The organism is Verrucomicrobiota bacterium (assembly GCA_016871535.1).
Classification (GTDB): domain Bacteria; phylum Verrucomicrobiota; class Verrucomicrobiia; order Limisphaerales; family SIBE01; genus VHCZ01.
The window spans coordinates 1-19,812 of the sequence record VHCZ01000101.1 but is presented as its reverse complement, the minus strand read 5'-3'; the positions used below and the strand labels follow the sequence as shown (position 1 = coordinate 19,812).

Sequence of the window (19,812 nt, the reverse complement as noted above, 5' to 3'; positions counted from 1 at the left end):
ACTCAGGGTCGAATCCGGGGTCGATTGAAACGTCTGGAGGAATTCGTTGATGCTCGAAGCGATGGCCCGGCCCATCGCTTCGTAAACCATGAGTTCGGGAAAGTCCTCCCGGGAATGCCGGGACAAGCCAGTGGAACCGGTTGCGCTCGTCAACGCATCGGAAGCGCCATCCAGTCTCGTCGGCGAGCTCGGCATGAATGTTCCTTTGGGTGGGTCGGGGGTTCGGCTGAATCAACGGCGCACCGAGGCGAGCGACGCCCGGCCCCTCCGCCGCGCAGGTCGATCTCCCCGGCAAACTCGAACGACAACGCCGTGACTGATCACCGCCGGACGCTATTTCGCCAATTCCTTGACGTAAATACTTTTGAACTGCAACAAGCTCGGCGGGCTGATCCATTTGCCGTCGCGCTTCCCGCCGTGGTGCTGCAATCCAATGGGGCCTTTCGCCGCGATGCCGGGGAGTTGGGCGTTCTCGATGACGGTCTTCCCGTTCAGCACTACGGTGACCCGGTCGCCCCGGCACGTGATTTCATAGCGATTCCATTCGCCGACAGGTTTGTCCGCCTGGGTGCGCGGCGTGACCGCAGCGCGAATCTGGGCGGGCTGTTTCGGATCATTGCGATAGCCGTAGAATTCCCCCGATCCGATCGGCCAGCACCAGATGTTGACTTGGTTCTTCCCCGATCCGCGCAGGAGGATTCCGGAGTCGGAGTCCGGCAGGGCTATTCGCATGGCCTTCCCGGTGATGTCGCGGGCGTGCGTGCCATCCGGCAGAATGTAAGGCACATTGGGATTGATGTAGGGCGTTTCCTTGATCCGCCAATCGACCCGCAGAATGAAATCGCCAAACTCGCGCTGGGTCCAGAGGCTCTTGTCTCCTTTGGCCTGACTTTCGGCGTCGTAGTCGATAACGCCGTCCAGGATTTTCCAATGGCCGCCGTCTCCTTCGGGCACTTTCCAGCCCGTCAAACTGTGGCCGTCGAAGAGTGAGACGAATCCGGCGGGAGGCGAGTCGTCTGCGCCGCAAAGGCGGGACAAGCTGAAGAACATTGCGACAGCGAGGCATCCGATGGTCGTGAGAGGTTTCATAGCATTCTGCCTTTAGCCCTCCGGGGCAGGAGGGTCAACTTGACATTGGTGCCGATGGAGGGGGTCGAACCCACACACTCTTGCGAGTACCAGATTTTGAGTCTAGCGCGTCTGCCAGTTCCGCCACATCGGCAACCTAATTATCAATGACTTACGAGTTGATCCCGAGACAATGATTGACTTTGTGCTAGTGATGTAACCGTAAGCAAGAGCACTCCGAGTCAATCTGTTCCTCGTCAACATTTGAAGGGCCAGTATAGGAAGGTCTATGATGCACGCAAGCGGCGAATTCGCGGCCTTTGGCAACGGAACGGGAGATTCTACGCCCAGGTGACGCTTGAGGATCCAAACGCGGGTCGGAAGCAAGTGCGGCGCGTCCCGTTGGAAGATGCAGAGACGGTTCCTCAGGCCGTTATTAAGGGTCTGTGCAAAAATAAATTCCGGTTTCGCTGGAGGTGATTTCGCTTTCTGGCGAGGCACGACGAAGGAGCATAGCCAGGGATCTGCGACTGAGGAGAAACGAAGCCAGAAAGCGAAATCGCCCCAGCCCTCCGGGGCGGGGAGGCGCCTGGCCGGCTGCGGCGTTGCTCGTCGGTCACAGCCCCAAAACGGGGATGCTCCCTCCTGGCGCCTTGCATCCGGCCAGGAGGCAGATCATCATCAATGACGACGACTTCTTTGAAGCCCAATTCCTGGGCGCGAACTTTCAACTCATATTGACGCCGATGGCTTTCCTGGTGGTGGCGCACTTGATGGAGCGTCGATTGGCATCGACGCTCAGGAACTGAGATCTTACTCCAGGTTTCCTTATCGGTCTTTCATTTTCGAAATAACTGCTTCAGTATTCCCGCTGCCACAGCCAGCCAGCAGAGCGACTATGCGATGCCCGAAGTGCCAGGAAGAGAACCCGTCGGACGCGAGGTTCTGCACGCAGTGCGGGGCCGGGATCGAAATCCCGTGCGCGAATTGCGGCGCCGCCAACGCGCCCCGAAACAAGTTTTGTCAACACTGCGGCCAGCCGTTGGCGTCCGTCCCAGCATGGTCAGGCCGATTCGCTTCTCCCACCGATTACACGCCCGCGGCGCTGGCTCGGAAAATCCGCGCGGCCCGACCGGCCGTGGAGCGGGAGCGCAAACAAGTGACGGTGCTTTTCACCGATGTTTCCGGCTTCACGTCCCTTTCCGAACAGCTCGACCCGGAGGAAGTCCAGCGTCTGATGCAGCGATGCTTCGACCTCATGCTGGAAGCGGTGCACCGCTACGAGGGCACGGTCAGCCAATTCCTCGGCGACGGCCTCCTGGCGCTGTTCGGCGCGCCGATTGCCCATGAAGACCACGCGCAACGGGCGATGCTCGCGGCCCTGGACATCGAGAAGGCATTGGCCCGTTATCGCGATGAACTCAGACAAAACAAGGCCACTGAATTTCGCGTGCGGAGCGGCTTAAACAGCGGCCTGGTCGTCGTCGGCACGATCAGCGACTCGCTCTACATGGAATATACGGCGGTCGGCGACACCGTGAATCTGGCGGCGCGCATGGTGAATGTCGCTGGCCCAGGCCAAATCGTCATCTCGGAGCAGACGCACCAGGCCGTCGGCCATTATTTTGTGACTCGTCCCCTCGGTCCGCAAACCGTCAAAGGCAAGGCGATTCCCGTCGCAGCGTTTGAAGTCCTGCAAGCCCGTGAATTTCGGACCCGGATTGATGTCGAGCTGGAGCGCGGTTTCAGCCCGCTGGTGGGGCGGCAGAAAGAACTCGCCTTGCTCCGGGAACGGTTTGCCGAGGCGAAGAGTGGGCGCGGCCAAATCGTGTTCGTGATCGGGGAACCCGGCGTGGGCAAATCGCGGTTGCTTTTCGAGTTCCGGCGCTCGCTCGAAGGCGAATCGTTTTCCTGGCTGACGGGACGCTGTATTTCGTTTGGTTCCCAGATGCCGTATCTGCCCGTCGTGGATATTTTGAAACGCTTCCTCCAGATCGAAGAAGCGGACGCGGAATCGGCCGTAATCCAAAAGTGCGAACAGAAGGTGTCGGGCTTGGGCGAAGAACTCCGTCCCGCCATTCCGTATCTCAAGGGCCTGCTCTCGGTGAATCCGGGCGATGACACGGTGGCAAAGATGGATGCCCGGGTCAGACGGATGAAAACGTTCGAGGCGTTGCGCGCGCTCACGCTGAAGCTGGCGGGAACCAGGCCGCTCGTGCTGGTGCTGGAAGACCTGCACTGGATGGACAAAGCCTCCGAAGAAGTGCTCCTTTACCTGACGGACAGCATCGCGGCCTCGCAGGTGTTGATGATTCTGACCCATCGGCCGGGTTATCAGAATCCTTTCGGCGATCGGACTTACGCAGCCCGACAGGCGCTCAACCGGCTGTCCGACGCCGAGAGCATCCGCCTGGCGGAGGGCATGCTGGGGACCACGAATTTTCCGGCGGAACTGCGGGAGATTATTACCTCCAAAGCCGAAGGAAATCCGTTCTTCGTGGAGGAAGTGATCAAATCGCTTTTGGAACTCGGCGCCCTGCAGCGGCACAACGGTCATTACGTGGCGACCAGGCCCGTCTCGGATATCCACGTCCCGGACACGATTCAGGATGTGATCGCGGCGCGGATTGATCGCCTGGAGGAATCAGCCAAGCAAGCCCTGCAACTCGCGGCGGTGATCGGGCGGGAGTTTACCGTGAGTCTGCTGGGGCGTATTTCGGATTTGAAGGACCAGCTCGGGAAATTGCTCCAGGACTTGAAGGTGCTGGAATTGATCTACGAGCGGAGTCTTTTCCCGGAACTGGCCTACATGTTTAAGCACGCCCTGACACAAGATGTGGCCTACAACACTCTCCTCATCCAGCGCCGCAAAGATTTGCACCGGCTCGTGGCCATGGCGATCGAGGAGTTGTATGCCGAGCGATTAGCCGAATTTTACGAGATGCTGGCCTATCACTACGAAAAGGGCGAGGTCTGGGACAAAGCTCTGGGTTTCCTGGTCAAAGCCGGCCAGAAAGCCTTGCAAGGCTATGCAAATCAGGATGCCCTGGCCTATTTTGATCGGGCGTTGGCCGTGTCCAAACAGCTCAAACGACCGGTCGAACCCGCCGCACTTGAGGCGATTTACAGAGGCAAAGGGCTGGCGCATTTCTTGATGAGTCAGCATCGGACCGCTGCGGCAGCGTACCAGCAGTTGCTGATAGTGGCGGAGAAGAACAGGGACCGAGCCAGTCAGATGGAGGCTGTGTATCAAACCGGCATGAGCTACTTCTGGTCCCACGATTTCGAGCAGGCTCTCAGTTGGGCTGAACGCGCCAGATCGCTGGCCTTGGAAGCCAACGATCAAACCATGCTGGCTTCCAGCAAACGGTTGTTTGCCTTTGTTTACTGTTGCATCGGAAGGGTGACTGAAGCGATCGCGCTCACGGATGAGGCTCTCAAATTGAGCCGGGAAACGGGGAATACTTTCCTGGAAGCGGACACGCTGACCTGGCAAGCCTTGAACCACAACTTCCAGGGCAATTTTGACCTGGCGCTGAGATGTCTGGATCAGGGTGCGACTTTGGGCAAATCCAACCATTTCCTGGTCCTCTTCCTATGGATGTCCTGGATGAAAGGATTATTTCAAGGCGGAAAGGGCGAGTTTGATCGATCTCTGGCTTCGCTTCAGGACGCGTTGCAGTGGAGCCAGCGGTTCCAAGATCAAATTTGGAGATGCCGCATTCTGAACACCCTCGGTTGGATCTACAGTGAACTCTATAACTTCGATCACGCCGTTCGCTACAATCAGATAGGACTCGATGCTTCGCGCACAATTGGCGATCCGGAGATCATCAGGAACGCCGGGATTAACCTGGGCGACTGCGCTTTGAGGCAAGGGGATCTGGACTAGGCTCAGACCATTCTGGAAAAAGTCTATCGCGATTCCCAGCAGCGCGGCAAATGGGGGGAGGAATGGATGAAGTGGCGTTACATGCAGCACTGCTGTCACAGCCTCGGCGAACTTTGGCTCAAGAAAGGCAATCCCGACAAAGCGCTCGCGCTCGCCGACGAATGCCTCAAGCTGGCCGAACCGACTTCCTCCCGAAAAAACATTGTCAAAGGCTGGCGGTTGCGCGGCCAGGCCTATCTGGCCGAGGGAAAGATCGAGGAAGCGGAAGCCGCCCTGACGAAAGCCCTCACCCTGGCCCGGGAAATCGGCAACCCGCCGCAACTTTGGAAGACTTACCAGGCGCTGGGCGAACTTCACGAACGCCGGCCAGACCTCGAACAAGCCCGCTCGACCTACGCCAGCGCGGTGCAAGTGATCGAAACGACGGCGGCCGCGCTGCGAGACTCGTCAATCAGACAAACATTCCTTTCGGCCAAACAGGTCGCTGAAATCCGTCAAGCCTTGGGTCGCCTGAGCGCGTATTCTATCCCACGGTCTGATTAGTAACTAACTCTGCTTTGCAAAATATACGATATGATCGTATATTTTCCCCATGTGGATTCCTCGCTCCATTGAACCGTTTCTTCGGCGCCTGGCCTGCACCCGGCCGGTGGTGGTTTTGACTGGCGCCAGGCAAACGGGCAAGACTTCGACAGGGGAAACCCGTTTCAGCGGCTTCCTTTAACCAGTGGAGCGCTTGCTCATTCCTGCGCAGCCGCCCGTAAGCGCAGGCGATGAAATAGGCGGTATGATGAAATTCACCGAAGCCGATCGTCTGCTTCCTGGCGATGGCTTCGCGCAGTTTGGCAACGGCTTCCAACTCCTCGCCTTTGGCGGCCAGAAGCATGGCTTTCATGGCGGTGAGCTCCCCCGGCCGATCTTCGGGATTCTCCTTCAAGAACTCGTCGATCTTGGCCTCGGCTGCGTTCGTTTGACCCAGACCGAACAAAGCGCGGGCCCAGTGGGACCCGACATTCGTGGACAACACATCAGAATCGCCGCGAGTAGCTGGCTTGTATCAGGAAATCGGCAAAGGCGGCGGCATAACCCTGCCAACCTGCTCTTCTTTCGGCAACCGTGGCCTGGCGGTTGCGTTCCAGGGCGACGGGTGCGCTCATCGTGAAGGTGTTGCGGCCTCGACTCCAGGCCAGGCCAGGCTCGATGGAAATGACGTATCCGGCCCCGCGATAGCCCTCACTCCCACCCAACAAATCATGGACGGGAAGACCCTCGATTCGCCCGCCTAAGCTGAGCGACAGCCCTTGCTTGGGCCAGATCATGTAGGACAATCCGATTGTCCCAACGTAGCTATCCGGCACGGATTGCACGCCCGGATATTCGATGACCGGGACGCCATTGACGTTGCGCGGCTCGATCGTGTAGGAGCCGGACGCATAGACGAACCCGTTTCGAAACACCTCATGGAAGGCGTCCATTTGCAGTACGATGCCCCATCCGCCCGTGCCGAGCTGCAATGAGGGATGAACCGGCCACTGAATCGGACCTGTGCCGCGATAAGAAGTGTCCGTCGCCTGATAGTCTCCGGTGGGGAACTTAACGCCAAGGCCCAAGGAAATGTTTCGGTGTTTGCGATCTTCCTCTCTTTGCTTGGCCGGGTCCAGCAGCCAGAATCCGGCAGCGAGCCTGATGTCGCCCAAGCCACCGGCGTGCATCGTATGGAAATGAACGAAGTCGTGCTCGTAAGACGAGGTGCTATCGGCGTATTTGAACGGCAGCGTGAGGCTGAGGCTGAGCCTCTTGGTTGCCATGTAAGTCGCGTGCAGGTCGATGAAGTGAATCGCGCGGTTCTTGAAAGAAGGATTACCGTCGGTATGCCCCAAATCGGTCGTCCCGTGAAAGAGGTGATCCGAGTATTGGTAGCGATAACCCACGCCGGCCAACCATTCACCACGTCTCAAATAGTCACCCCCTTGCGCGCTCCAACTGAGCGCGTGATCGGCCACCGCCATTCACGCCTTGAGCGCTCGCTCGCGGCGCGAGCGTCTGATATGCGAAGAACACAAAACCAGCCAGGAAAAGATGAAGCCGAAAAAAACCTCGGAACCGGAGCGGCGCATGCACGGTTTCTACTCCTTCCGTTCCGTAGCGCAAGCGATTTTACCGCTTGGTCCGCGGGATGGACGACAAAGCTCGTAGCGCAGAGTTGCACTCTGCCGTATCGCAGAATTGTATTCTGCGGGGCGTCTCCCAGTCCGAGCCCGCTGGGACTTGACGGCGCCCTGCCGATTGGAAATCGGCGATACAGCAGATTGAAAATTCGGGACATAGCTCGGATGGTCGCATCCATGACCGAAGGCGATCCGGAAGGAACAGAATGAAAGAGCTTCCCACGTCCTTCCCTGGTTAACCGGGACAGCGCCACGAGGTGGGCAAGGCGCTTGGGTGTTCTGTCAGACGTAGGCGAGCTTTTCTCCATTCCGGAGCGTTCGTCGCCGAGAAGCGATCCTGTAGCGCCAAATCGATTTCCCTTGGCACAGTCGCAGCAATGGTTGGCGTGTCAGTTCTACATTTTCTTGAATCCGCCGTAGGGCCGTTAACATTCGCGCAAAAATTCCTTTTCTTTTTCGATGGATTCTTGCACTCTCCAGCAAAGCCCGACAGCGGAATCAACGAAACAGTTCCGAACCGCCAGTGTGCAGGCCAGCCAGCCGATGGCGGCGGGGAACTCACCAAAACCAAACCCATAACTCAACTATGAGCAAGACGAACTATCACGAGCAATTGAAAGCGGGAGTGGCCTTAAGACGAGCCATTCTTGGAGGGATGACTCTGCAATTGGCCGCCACGGCCGCCTTCGGGCAGGCGGCGACCAACCAGATCGAACAATTGAGACCCGTCGTGGTCACGGGCTCGAATATTCCAACCGCGGAGACCGTCGGTATCCCGCCAGTCGAAACTTACAGCGAAGCGTCGATCGAGCGTCAGGGTGCGAAAACGATCGAAGCCGTCGTCAAACGAATGCCGTCGGCCGTTGGCGGCGGCAATTTCGGCATCTCTCGAGGGAATGGCGGCGACGGTCGTGCCGAGATTTCCTTGCGAGGAGTGCCCGGAGGCACGTTGCTGCTCATAAATGGACGACGCACGGCGAACCAGGACCTCAATGCCATCCCGCTGGCCGCGGTGGAGCGGATCGAAATCCTGAAAGATGGCGGCTCGTCCGTGTACGGTGCGGATGCCGTGGCTGGCGTCGTCAACGTCATTCTGAAGAAAGATTTCAACGGCACCGTGCTTGATGCGGGGTATGGCAACACCACCTCAACGGATGTTGGAGAACAGCGCTACTCGTTCGTCAGTGGCATGACGAAAGAGAAATCGTCGTTCTTGGTCGGAGGCAGCTTCTACAAAGTGAACTCGCTCTACAGCGGTGACCGCGAGAGATCTCGAGCGAATGTGTCTGACCCAAACAACACCAGCCCCACCAGCAACCCGGGACGGATCCAGACGACGCAGGTTCCCACCAACAGTGTGCTTCGCACGACGGGTGCGGTTTACCGCGGGACGCCAGGGACGACCGGCACCAGCACGAACCAATATACTGCGTTCAGCAATGCCACGGACCGGTATCCGTACCCGTTCTTCACCCCAGCGATCCGCGACGCCGAGCGCTACAGCTTTTTCGGCAATAGCGAGCACGAGTTGTTTGGCGAGAACCTGAAATTCTTCACCGAGTCCTTCTACACCCACGCCTACAGCTACAACCAGTTGGCGCCGTCCCCGATTGTTTTTGTAAATCAGACGACTCCGACGAGCCCGAATGGCATCGTGATCCCAGCGAACAATCCGTTTAACGTCTTCGGCGTGCCGATTGACCGCGCCCGCTATCGTCCGGAGGAATTGGGACCACGCGTGGATGCCAATACCTGGAACATCTTTCGTTTCGTCGGTGGCCTCAGGGGGCGCGTGGCTGAAACCACATGGAATTGGGAACTGGCGACGCTGTACACGTTTCAGGATGGCGTCAATCTCCAGGGCAACGACGTGAGCCGAACCGGCCTCGAACAGGCGATCAAATCGACCGACCGAACCACGGCCTTCAACCCTTTCGGCAATCGGTCTAACACCAGTGCCGCCCTGGACGCGATCCGGCTGGACCATTACACGTTCGTGACCGATACGCTTTACTCGATTGACGGCAAGGTCAACGGAGAACTCTTTGACTTGCCGGCGGGGCCAGTCGCAGTGGCATTTGGCGGCGAACATCGCGAGGAGCGGAGAGATTACCGGCCGGATTCGACGCTCATCAGCGGAAACGTGGTGGCCTTCAACAGCGCGAAACCATATTTGGGCAGCCGCGATGTCAACGGCGTGTTTTACGAAGTCAGCATTCCTGTGATCGGGATGGGAATGAACATTCCCGGTATCCACAGTTTTGACATTAATCACTCCGGGCGCTACGAAGATTACTCGGATTTTGGGGGGACCTACAATCCGAAGGTCGGAATTCTCTGGAAGCCAGTCGGTGAGCAGTTGACGGTCAGGGCGTCCTACTCAGAGTCTTTCACGACGCCAGGTTTTGGCGATCTCTACCGGCAAGCGGCCGAAGATTATCCCGAACTTCGCAATCCGGTTAAATTTGCGGAGAAAGACCCAACCTACAACGATCAGATCCGAACATTCCATTCCGGCAATCGCTTCCTCGAACCGGCGACGGCAGAAAACTACACCGCCGGTTTGATTTACACGCCGCCTCAGGTAAAAGGGTTGACGGTGGGTGTGGACTACTTCCGGATTGAGCAGAAGGATATCGCAGGCAGTGCCGACCAGTTCATCATTGATTCCAACTACAAGGGTGGCGGGCCGAACAATCCGAATGCACCGTACGCGAGTTTCATCGTGTTCGACCCAGTCACGAAGGACTACACGACGCTGTATTCTCCGACGTTGAACCTCTCCCGCCGTATCATTGAAGGTTTCGATACGACGCTGACTTACGAGCTTGATACGAAAACGGCTGGCAAATTCACGTCTTCAACCTTGGTGGCGTATTACTTCAACTTCAAACAGGAGAATATTCCTGGCGAAGGGTTAACGGACCGCCTGGGTGACTTCACGCAGATCGAATCCGGCTTCGGTCTGGGAAGTTTGCCGCGGATTAAACTCGTGAGCAGCTTGTTCTGGGATTACAGCAACCTCGAGGCGGGCGTCACCGCCAACTACATCGGCGCTTATCGAGACGATGTGAACAGCGGATTCAACCGGGAAGTTTCGGACTGGTTGACCTTCGATCTGCAGGTCAGCTATCGACTGCCCTGGGATACGAAGGTCACCATTGGCGTGATCAACGTCAGCGACGAAGCCCCTCCGTTTGTTCAAGGCGCCTTCGCGGATCGTTACGACCGCGACACGCATGATCTGCGCGGACGGTTCGTCTATGGCTCCGTCAACAAGCGGTTCTAGCCTCGCCGGCGTTTACGAGACTATGACCTAGATTCGCCTCTTTCGTCCTGCGGTGGACGTTAGAAAAGGGATTCTCATCCCAATGCGCTAGCGGCTCCTCACGGAGCCGCTTTTTTTGTCTGGTTGGACTCACCGTGGAAAGCCGCCAGGGCCTCGGAGGCATTCTCAAAGGAACGCACTGTCGTTTGGTGTCCACGCATTAGCCCAACTTGGCGCTCTCGCCCGATGAAACCCGTCGATGGTAGGGCAGAGCTGCTGCTCCGCCGCGTTGACCGAAGACCTGCTGCGCGGCAACGCAGCCCTACCATCAGGTTCATGGGAAGCTGCAATGGCGAGGGCGCCACGCACACGTCCCATGAACCCACCCCTTCCCGTCCCAGGAGGGGAGTCCGTCCAACGTCGAACATCGAACCTTGGACCATGGGAAGTTTCCTGTTCCTTTCGGACCTGCACTTGGCCCATGAACCCGGTAGGGCGAGCCCGTCCCGGCGAGCCGCTCGACGTGCGTGGAACACGTCCGACTCGGCTCGCTGAGGACAGGCTCGCCCTATCGTCAGGTCCACGGGAAGGTCCAATCGTTGCGTCACGCGAAACGGTCGGGTAAGGTTTGGCCCCGTCGCGGCAAGTTGTCCGGGACGGAATTTCAGAACTTTAAATAAGACGACGGTGAACTCCGTCATGCATTGAGTCGTTGCATATGTGGCATTTCTTGAAATCCGGCGGAGTCTTCATGATCCCGCTGGTTCTGACTTCGATCGTTGGCCTGGCCTTCATCATTGAACGGGGCCTGGCTTTGCGCTGGGACAAAGTGATTCCTCCCGAAATAGGGGACGCGGCCGAGAATTGCGCGCCGGATGGCCTCGGCGAGTTGCGGCAATTGTGCGTGGACCGCCCGTCAACGTTCAGCCGCCTCCTGCTGGTCGCCGCCGATCATCTCCCGCGCCCGCGCGACGAAAACGTGGACGCGATCCAGACGCACGCCCGCCACGAAATCCTCCAACTCGAACGCGGACTGGTCGTGCTGGAGATCATCGTTGGCATCGCGCCATTGCTCGGTCTGGTGGGGGCGATCAGCGGATTGATCACGCTGTTTAGCGGCCTCGGCGAAACAGCGATCATTGACAACGCGCGCATCGCCAAGGGCATTGCTGAAGTTCTGAACACCACGCTGGCCGGGCTGCTGATTGCCATTCCCTCGCTCATCGCCTGGAGTTACTACAACAAGAAGATCGAGACTCTCGCGGTCGAGATGGAAACGCTGTGCGACAAGTTTCTGCGCCGCCAGTATCGCGACCGGAAGCAGCGAATCTAGAAATGCGCTTCACCAATCCCAAGCGCCGCCAGCCGCCCGCGGTCATCATCATCTCCCTGATCGATGTGTTGATCATCATGTTGATCTTCCTCATGGTGACGACGACCTTCAAACAGCATCCGGCGCTGAAAATCATGCTTCCCGAGACGAAGCAGGCGAAGGAAGGCGCCACGGAAGGGAACATCGTGATAACCATCAATAAGGTTGCTCCATTTCTTTTCATCGGCACACGGCCCGTAACCTTCGAAAGGCTGGTGCAAGAGTTGGCTGCCGAGGTGAAGAAGAATCCTCAGGTAACGGTCTCCATACGGCCAGACACCGATGCCACGATTGGGAAATGGCTTAACGTCGTGGACGCAGCAAAAGCGGCCGGCGTGAAGAACTTCGTGTACCTCCATGCCAAGACGCCAGAGCCACGCTGATCTCAAGGTCAATTACCGCTCCGTACTCCCTCGGTGACGGTGGGGCGAGGCTCCTGCCGAGCCAACGCCATCCAAGAACAGCTCGACGGGAGTCCTCGCTCCACCGTCTTTCACTGAGGGGTTGCCACAAGATTCACGCAAACAAGCTTGTCCTTGCTTCTCGTGTAAAAATAGCCATTGGCCAATGCCGGATGCGCGCGCACGCCGAACGGCAGCACTTGCGCCTGAGCGGACGGCTTAAAGCGTTCCGGCGTCGCCGGCGCGAGCAGCAAGCGTCCGTCCTCCAGCATGACAAGCAGGGAGTCGCCCGCCAGTGTCACCGTCCCTGCGGGAAACCGATCTTCACTCCATTTGACCGTGCCGGTTTGCAACTCGACGCAGCGGAGGCTTGGACCCGATTCCTGGCGGCCGTGGAATCCGTAGAGAAAACCGTTCCGATGCGCGCTTGTGGCGTAGTGATTGGACAGCGCCTCGTCGGAGGCCCAGATTTTCTGCGGCCGCCCTGTTTTCAAATCCAGGAGAATCGCGCCAAGGTCGTAGCTGGCCGACAGAAAAATCTGAGTCCCGATCACCAGCGGCGTGGCGGCGCTGACCGACGCGTTGATGCGTGGCCGCCAGGGGAATTGAGTTTGAAGCTTGCCCGTGGCCGCCTCAAGAATGGTCAGGCCGCTTCGCGTGAAGAAGATCGCCACGCGCTTCCCGTTCAACTCCACGGCAGCCGGCGACGAATAACTCGCTTCGTCGCTGGTTGCCCGCCACGCCAGCGCGCCGGTGTTCTTGTCAAAAGCCACGATTCCGGCGCCGCCGGTTCCGCCGATGTTCAAGAGTACCCGATCGCTTTCGACAAGCGGCGAACACGCCAAACCAAAGAAGCCTTTGGACGCAGAGAACTTCTCTTGGGTGCTGACACTCCAGAGGTTTTTGCCGGTCGCCAGTTCGAGGCAATGCAGCTTCCCTTCCGCACCGAAGGTAAAGACTTTTCCGTCCGCAATGGCGGGCGTAGCTCGCGGACCCTCATCAAACCCAAAGTCATCCCGGTAGCCGGTCGGGTAATCGAATTTCCAAAGCGCCGCGCCAGTTCTCGCATCGAATGCTTCGACTGTTTCGCGGTCTCCGACGCGATGAAACAGAATCAATTTTCCCGAGGCGACAACAGGACCGCTGAACCCCTGGCCGACTTTCTTTTGCCACACGATGGTAGGACCTTCTTTGGGCCAGGAGGAAGAGAGCGCAGGGCCTGAGTAAACGCCGTCCCGTGTCGGGCCAAGGAACTGCGGCCAATCGTCGGAAGCGACGAGCGCGTTGGTGAGCAAGCGCGTGCCGGCGATCAGGATGGGCAAAAGAATGAATCTCATGCCGAAGCCGCGCAGGCATGCGCGCATGGAAAGCTGTCTTGGTTTAATTACCTTGCACTCGCCCCATGAACCAGGTGGGGCGAGTCCATCCCGGCGAGCCGCTCGACGAGCTTGGAGCACGTCCGGTCCGGCTCGCTGGGGACAGGCTCGCCCTGCCAGATTCATGCGAAGCCTCATTTCCTCAAGCCGGCCAGAGGAGCTTGTAGAGATGCGCGCCGATAACGCCGCCCAGGATCGGGCCCAAAACCGGGATCCACGCGTACTGCCAGTCCGACCCGCCTTTGCCCGCGATGGGCAGGACGCAGTGCGCGAAGCGCGGGCCAAGATCCCGCGCCGGATTGATCGCATATCCCGTCGGGCCGCCCAGCGACAGCCCAATCGACCACACCAGCACGCCGACGAGGAAAGGTCCAAAGCCGGTTTTGAAGCCCGAGTTCGGCACCAGATTCTGCGGCGAGAGAATCGCCAGCAGGCCCACCACGAGCACAATGGTTCCGATGATTTCGGTGAGCAAGTTCATGCCCGAATGGCGAATCGCTGGCCCGGTGCAAAACACAGCCAGCTTACGTTCGGAGTCCGTTGTTTCTCGCCAGTGCGGCAGATAAGCGAGCCAAACGATGACACCCCCCAGGAATCCTCCAGCCATCTGAGCCACGAGATAGCCCGGCACATCTTTCCATGCGAACTGGCCGATGCTGGCCAGGCCCAGGGTGACGGCGGGGTTCAGGTGCGCTCCGCTCATAGCATTGACCGAGTAAACCGCGATGGTGAGGCCCAGCCCCCATCCAGCCGTAATGACAATCCATCCAGAGTTCTGCCCTTTGGATTTGTTCAGAAGGACATTGGCCACCACGCCGTCGCCGAGGGTAACGAGGATCGCTGTTCCAATGAATTCCGCGGTAGTTGGCAACATAGTCAGGTCAGCGCTTTTGGAAACCGGCGCGAAAGTATCAAATCCGCGCAAAACGTGTCCAATGAAAAGCCCGAATTAGGGAACTGGCAGGGCTGTTGACAAAGTAGCGCAGATTTTCAATCTGCCGTATCGCCGAATCGCATTCGGCAGGGCGTCGGGAGATCCAAGCACGCCCAACCCGCCGAGACCTATTCGGATTGCAAATCCGCGATACAGCAGAATTCAATTCTGCGCTACCTTGTCAATGGCCCTGGAACCGGTGGAGGGAGGCAGCAACTCTGCCGATGAACCGGCCAAATCGCCGCCAGATTTTGGAGTGCGCCAGTCCCCAAGACGTTGGCGCGCACAACTTCGGTTCATGCCCACGCCCAAAAGGCGCGCATTGGGACCATGAACCGTAGCCGCCGACGTGAGGAGGCGAATTTCCGGGTTAACCAAAGTATCCGCCTCGTTACCTCGGCGGCTACGAACCAACGGTTCATGGGAAGTTCCTGTTCCAAAAGGACCTGCACTCAGCCCCTGAACTCGGCAAGGCGAATCCGTCCCGGCAAGCCGCTCGACGCGCGGGGAACAAGTCCGACTCGGCTCGCTGGGGACAGGCTCGCCCTACCGTCTGGTTCAGTGGAAGAACTGCTGGAGAGAGGGAATACCTCGTGACAAAGCTGACTTCACATATTTTAGTGAGCGGGAACGTCATGACATCGGACGCAACCCTCACGTGCCCGCATCTGCACGCATGAACTCCCCTGCCCTGGAACCTGCCCGATCTCGTCCCGCGCCGGCGCGTCTTGGCTCACGCCTTCGCCGCGCTGCGCTGATCACGGCGTGCGGATTGGCGATCCTGGCCGGAGCAGGATGTGCGGTTTTTCCGCCTCCGGGCACCCTCGCGCTGCGCCGCGGCGATGAAATTGTCGCAGCCGGAAAATTCATTCACACCGGCACCCCGGTTGTGCTCTGGCTGGACCCCGGCGGATACGACGCGTATCGGGTGGAACGGCGATTCAGTCCGTTTGAAGCATCCAGTTGGGAAGCTTCAAAACTCGAAAGCAAAGCCCTGCAAACGCCGAACCGCTATGGACTGAGACGGGACAGATTGACGGCCGAAGAGGTCGCGCGCGTACGCGGCGGAGGATGGGACCTTCCGCTCTTGCGGAAGGTGGTGGACCAGTTCGTGATTCACTACGACGTGAGCGGCACGAGCAAACAATGCTTCAAGACGCTCCACGACGCCCGCGGGCTGAGCGTGCATTTCATGCTTGATCTGGACGGAACGATCTATCAGACGCTCGATCTGAAAGAACGCGCCTGGCACGCGACAACCTCGAACACGCGGTCGATCGGCATCGAGATCGCGAACGTGGGCGCCTATCCGCCCGGCCAAGGAAGCGCGCTCGATGAGTGGTATCAGAAAGACACGGACGGGAGGCCGCGGATCGTCGTGCCGGCGAGGCTGGGCGAGAGCGGCATTCGCACGCCGGGATTCATCGGGCGGCCATCGCGGGCGGTGCGCGTGCAGGGGACGATTCAAGGGAAGGAGATCGAGCAATACGATTTCACGCCGGAACAATACTGCGCCCTCATCCGCTTGACGGCCGCACTTTGCAGAGTCTTTCCCAAGATTCGTTGCGATTACCCGCGCGATGCCGCGGGCCGGTTGATTCCGAATAAGCTGCCCGACGCCGCTCTGGCCGAGTACCAGGGGTTGATTGGGCACCATCATATCCAGACGAACAAGGTCGATCCCGGACCGGCGTTCCAATGGGATCACGTCATCAGTCAGGCGCGTCAGTTGATGAAGCGCGGCGTGCCGACGCCACCAAAAAAGGCCGCTTCGCAGATCGTGCGAGTTAGATACTAAACTACATGAAAATCATCGATTCACGGGGTTCGTTCGTTGGCCTCGCGCTCACGGGCTTGAGCGTGCTGTTCTGTCCGCCAACGCTCGCCCAACCAGAAAAGCTTTCCACCAACTACGTCCTGAGCGTCGCTTCGGAGCGGGCGGATGCGATCCACAGGCAAGGCGAGGCGGTGGTATTCAACGTCAATCTCCTCCTCGATCAAAAACCCGTGCCGGACGCCGAGGTGCAATGGACCCTATCCAAGGACGGCGTGCCGCCGAATACCTCAGGCCAGTTGAAATTGTCGAACGGCGTCGCACGCATCACTGGACGACTCGATGAACCGGGGTTTCTGCTGTGTCGCGTCACGTTTCGCACGCCGGCGAACCGAACGCTGACCTCATCTGGTGGCGCGGGCATTGATCCGCTTCAGATTAAACCAAGCTTGCCGGCACCGGCGAATTTCGACGCGTTTTGGTCCGAGCAAAAGCGGCAGCTCGCCGAGGTCTCGGTCAATCCAAGGTTGAGTCCGGTATCTTCCCTGCAGCCGGGCATTAATTGCTTCGATCTTCAGGCCGATTCCGTGGGAGCGCCGGTATCCGGTTATTTCGCCAAACCCGCCGGGGCCGCGCCCAAGAGCTTGCCGATCATTCTCACCGTGCACGGCGCCGGCGTCAGAAGTTCGAGCCTGAGCGGATCTGTGAGCTGGGCCAAACAAGGCTTCCTGGCGCTCGACATTAACGCGCACGGAATTCCGAACGGCAAGCCGAACGAATTCTACACGGACCTGGCCAACGGCGAATTGAAGGATTACCGCCATCGCGGGCGCGAGTCGCGGGAGACCGTCTATTTTCGCGGCATGTTCCTGCGCCTGGTGCGCGCACTGGATTTCCTCACCACACAGCCCGAATGGGACGGTCGTACCGTCGTCGTCCACGGCAGCAGCCAGGGCGGCGCGCAATCCATCGTGGCCGCGGGCCTCGATCCGCGCGTGACTTTCTTTGCCGCCGGTGTTCCGGCCATGTGCGATCACACGGGCGTCGTGGCCGGCCGCGTCAACGGCTGGCCCAAGCTGGTTCCGAATGGGCTCGATGACAAACCGGACGCGAAGGTGCTGGAAGCGGCTCGTTATTACGACGCGATGAATTTCGCCACACGGACCAAGGCGGCGGGGATTGTGACGGTCGGATTCATCGACACCACTTGCCCGCCCACGAGCGTCTATGCGGCTTACAACGCGCTCGCGGGCGCGAAGGAGATTTTCAACGACCCGCCCAGCCCGCACACGGTTTCGGCGAGAGCGAATCAAGCCATGCGCAGCGCCATCCTGAAACACGTGGAACAAATGAGAACAGCGAAATGACCGGCAATTTCATATTGGCGACAAAGAGAACGGGCGAGCCGCAGGTAGTCCCGCCTTGGGGCGGTGCCGGCGTCCCGGACCGGCTGAAGCCGGGACTACATACATACCTCCACGCCAAAATGGAATTTCTGGCGAAATGATGGCTGCCTCTGCTAACTCCGTGCCTCCTGTTTACTGTGCAGACCGTGGGATTGACGACAGATCGACCGGAGAACCGTAGCGCAGATTTTCAATCTGCGGTATCGCCGATTTCCAATCGGCAGGGCGCCGGCAAGTCCCAGCGTGCTCGGACTGGGAGACGCCCCGATACGCCAGAGTGCAACTCTGCGCTACGAGCTTTGTCGTTCATCCCGCGGACCAAGCAGTAACTTTACCCTGTTATGCAAACGTCCCTACCTTCCCTACCTTCCATCGCGCTTTTTCTCGTCGCCTCAACCGCGCTCATCAATGCAAATGCCGCGGAACCCAAGCTCGTTTACGCCAAGGACGGCTCCGGCGTTTACGGCTACAAAGATACCCCGAAGCTTCCGTGGTGCGAATTCGTCGTGCACGACCCGGACCGTCCCGCGCCGAAGCGGGTCAATCCGGGACCCGCACTGCCGCCGGCGCCTGCGCCGTCGGACGCGATTGTATTGTTCGATGGGGCGGATGTTTCGCCGTGGCGAAGCAATTCGTGGCGCGTTGTGGAGGGTTGCTTTGAAGCCGTCGGAGATGCCGGCCCTCGCACGAAGGAAAGTTTTGGCAGCTTTCAACTGCACCTGGAATGGCTGCCGCCCGCGAAGTTCGAGGGGCCTTGGTACAACCGAGGCAACAACGGCGTGCTCATTCACGGTGTCTATGAAATCCAAATCTTCGATTCCTGGACGGAGAAATGGTGCGCCGACGGCCAGTGCGCCGCCGTGTATGGGCAAACGCCGCCACTGGTGAACGCGTGCCGTCCACCTGGCGAATGGCAGAGCTTCGACATCACCTTCGCTGCGCCCGTTCTTGAAGACGGCCAAGTCGTGAAGCCCGCGCGCATCACGATGTTTCATAACGGCCTGCTCGTGCATTTGAATCAGGAAATCTACGGCGCCACCCGGCACCTCGCGTTGCCCCGGCCGGTGAAGGTGAGCGAAGGCCCGATTGCGCTCGCCGGTCACGGCTGCCCGGTGCGCTTTCGGAATATCTGGATCCGGAGGCTGTGAAGGCCGAAGAACCCGGAATCGTCGCCAGCCGCCCCAAATCTCCTCGTGCTCGTGCTCGTCCTCGCCGTCGTCCTCGTAATCGCGGCAATCGAGGACGAAGGACGAGTGCGAGGAGGGTGCGATTAAAACTGTCGGTCAACGAAGTCTTCTCCCTCTCTTGCCGAAGGGAGGAGAGGGCTGGGGAGAGGAGGCGCGTTGGCTGGCTTCTCATGTTTCTAAGAAACCCCTCTCTCCAGCTCTCTCCCCACTCGTTCCTCGCGGGGAGAGAGGGAAGTCAATCGGAGCCGGCTGACCGACCACTTTTAATCGCACCCGTGCGAGGACGAGGACGAATTTGGCATTACGTTCCCACAGGTATTCCCTTGCTTCCAGCGCGCCGCCAACTATCGTGGCGGCCGTCGGTACACGGTTCTCAATCACAACAAAGGCGTGGCAATCTGAAAGAGTTTGTTATGGAAACACGTCGTTTCAAACTGCAACGCAATCGTCGCAACGCCGCGGTCGCGGGATTCACGCTCATTGAGTTGTTGGTCGTCATCGCCATTATCGCCATCCTGGCGGGCATGCTCCTTCCTGCGCTGTCCCGCGCCAAAGAGAAATCCAAACAGGCCACTTGCTTGAACAACCTCAAGCAAATGGGCATCCCCACCTTCCTGTACGCGGACGACAACCAAGATCGGCTGCCGCCGCCGTTGTTCGATCCGGATCAGTTCCCTGGCATTGGACCCTACAACAGCTATCTGCTTTACGGTTGGGGCGGACAAGTGGGAAAACCGGCCGAGGCCAGGCTCGCGGCAAACTTGGGCCATCTTATCGTCGGGAATTATCTGACCACGCCCAACATTTTTTACTGTCCGAGTTTGAAGCATGCGAAAGGTCTGAGAGCGTGTCCGAAAATTGCGCGGGGTCCTGCGGCGAGGGATTTTGGCTGTGGCCAAGGCGGCGAGGTCCGAGCATCCCCAACGCGGGCTGTAAGGACCGAGCCAACGCAGGCCACGGACAAAA

At 59.0% G+C, this 19,812-nt stretch carries 15 protein-coding genes, 1 tRNA gene and 1 pseudogene; 10 read left to right on the top strand and 7 right to left on the bottom strand.

Features of this window, described 5'->3' with window-relative positions; all coding sequences use genetic code 11:
- From FJ398_14390 to FJ398_14380, 3 genes are all read right to left on the bottom strand, one after another.
- Positions 1 to 195 (bottom strand): hypothetical protein (locus tag FJ398_14390; GenBank protein ID MBM3839124.1); only part of this gene is annotated, 195 nt, incomplete at its 3' end.
- 138 nt (positions 196 to 333) lie between these two features.
- Complete coding sequence (locus FJ398_14385; protein ID MBM3839123.1) at positions 334 to 1,050, bottom strand: DUF1080 domain-containing protein; 717 nt, start codon at positions 1,048 to 1,050, stop codon at positions 334 to 336.
- An 85-nt stretch (positions 1,051 to 1,135) separates the two neighbouring features.
- Positions 1,136 to 1,222: transfer RNA gene (locus FJ398_14380), tRNA-Leu, on the bottom strand.
- 744 nt (positions 1,223 to 1,966) lie between these two features.
- Here FJ398_14380 and FJ398_14375 point away from each other — a divergent pair.
- Both FJ398_14375 and FJ398_14370 read left to right on the top strand, forming a co-directional pair.
- Entirely contained in the window at positions 1,967 to 4,960 is a 2,994-nt protein-coding gene (locus FJ398_14375) for a zinc-ribbon domain-containing protein (protein MBM3839122.1), read from the top strand.
- Positions 4,961 to 5,026: 66 nt separating this feature from the next.
- Positions 5,027 to 5,503, top strand: a complete 477-nt coding sequence (locus tag FJ398_14370; protein ID MBM3839121.1) for a tetratricopeptide repeat protein — start codon at positions 5,027 to 5,029, stop codon at positions 5,501 to 5,503.
- On the opposite strand, the gene FJ398_14365 is transcribed toward FJ398_14370, so the two are convergent.
- On the bottom strand, positions 5,484 to 5,948 hold the full coding sequence (locus tag FJ398_14365; GenBank protein MBM3839120.1) for a hypothetical protein: 465 nt from the start codon (positions 5,946 to 5,948) through the stop codon (positions 5,484 to 5,486). The genes FJ398_14370 and FJ398_14365 overlap by 20 nt on opposite strands.
- A 40-nt stretch (positions 5,949 to 5,988) precedes the next feature.
- The gene (locus FJ398_14360; GenBank protein ID MBM3839119.1) at positions 5,989 to 6,969 is read right to left on the bottom strand and encodes a hypothetical protein; all 981 of its coding nucleotides are present in this window, start codon (positions 6,967 to 6,969) and stop codon (positions 5,989 to 5,991) included.
- A 745-nt stretch (positions 6,970 to 7,714) separates the two neighbouring features.
- On the opposite strand from FJ398_14360, the gene FJ398_14355 reads away from it, so the two are divergent.
- The 4 genes from FJ398_14355 to FJ398_14340 all read left to right on the top strand — a co-directional run bounded on the left by FJ398_14355 (position 7,715) and on the right by FJ398_14340 (position 12,151).
- A complete protein-coding gene (locus FJ398_14355) occupies positions 7,715 to 10,417 on the top strand; it encodes a TonB-dependent receptor (protein ID MBM3839118.1) in 2,703 nt (900 codons plus the stop codon).
- A gap of 225 nt (positions 10,418 to 10,642) precedes the next feature.
- Positions 10,643 to 10,951, top strand: a complete 309-nt coding sequence (locus FJ398_14350) for a hypothetical protein (protein ID MBM3839117.1) — start codon at positions 10,643 to 10,645, stop codon at positions 10,949 to 10,951.
- Between the two features lie 163 nt (positions 10,952 to 11,114).
- On the top strand, positions 11,115 to 11,729 hold the full coding sequence (locus tag FJ398_14345) for a MotA/TolQ/ExbB proton channel family protein (GenBank protein MBM3839116.1): 615 nt from the start codon (positions 11,115 to 11,117) through the stop codon (positions 11,727 to 11,729).
- 2 nt (positions 11,730 to 11,731) lie between these two features.
- Positions 11,732 to 12,151: a biopolymer transporter ExbD gene (locus FJ398_14340; protein MBM3839115.1), complete on the top strand. Its 420-nt coding sequence runs from the start codon at positions 11,732 to 11,734 to the stop codon at positions 12,149 to 12,151.
- A 110-nt stretch (positions 12,152 to 12,261) separates the two neighbouring features.
- Here the strand turns inward: FJ398_14340 and FJ398_14335 are convergent, their stop codons facing one another.
- Together FJ398_14335 and FJ398_14330 are read right to left on the bottom strand one after the other, a co-directional pair.
- Positions 12,262 to 13,683 carry an alcohol dehydrogenase gene (locus tag FJ398_14335; protein MBM3839114.1) on the bottom strand — a complete coding sequence of 474 codons (1,422 nt, stop codon included), beginning with the start codon at positions 13,681 to 13,683 and terminating at the stop codon, positions 12,262 to 12,264.
- A 4-nt stretch (positions 13,684 to 13,687) separates the two neighbouring features.
- On the bottom strand, positions 13,688 to 14,419 hold the full coding sequence (locus FJ398_14330) for an aquaporin family protein (GenBank protein ID MBM3839113.1): 732 nt from the start codon (positions 14,417 to 14,419) through the stop codon (positions 13,688 to 13,690).
- A 736-nt stretch (positions 14,420 to 15,155) separates the two neighbouring features.
- Between FJ398_14330 and FJ398_14325 the strand changes: the two genes are divergently transcribed.
- The 4 genes and pseudogenes from FJ398_14325 to FJ398_14310 all read left to right on the top strand — a co-directional run bounded on the left by FJ398_14325 (position 15,156) and on the right by FJ398_14310 (position 19,478).
- Positions 15,156 to 16,277, top strand: coding sequence for an N-acetylmuramoyl-L-alanine amidase (locus FJ398_14325; protein ID MBM3839112.1), 1,122 nt, complete (start codon positions 15,156 to 15,158; stop codon positions 16,275 to 16,277).
- A 5-nt stretch (positions 16,278 to 16,282) separates the two neighbouring features.
- A complete protein-coding gene (locus FJ398_14320; GenBank protein ID MBM3839111.1) occupies positions 16,283 to 17,620 on the top strand; it encodes an acetylxylan esterase in 1,338 nt (445 codons plus the stop codon).
- A gap of 380 nt (positions 17,621 to 18,000) precedes the next feature.
- Positions 18,001 to 18,807: a DUF1080 domain-containing protein gene (locus FJ398_14315; protein ID MBM3839110.1), complete on the top strand. Its 807-nt coding sequence runs from the start codon at positions 18,001 to 18,003 to the stop codon at positions 18,805 to 18,807.
- A gap of 452 nt (positions 18,808 to 19,259) precedes the next feature.
- Positions 19,260 to 19,478 (top strand): annotated as a pseudogene (locus tag FJ398_14310) (type II secretion system protein).
- Positions 19,479 to 19,812 lie beyond the last annotated feature (334 nt).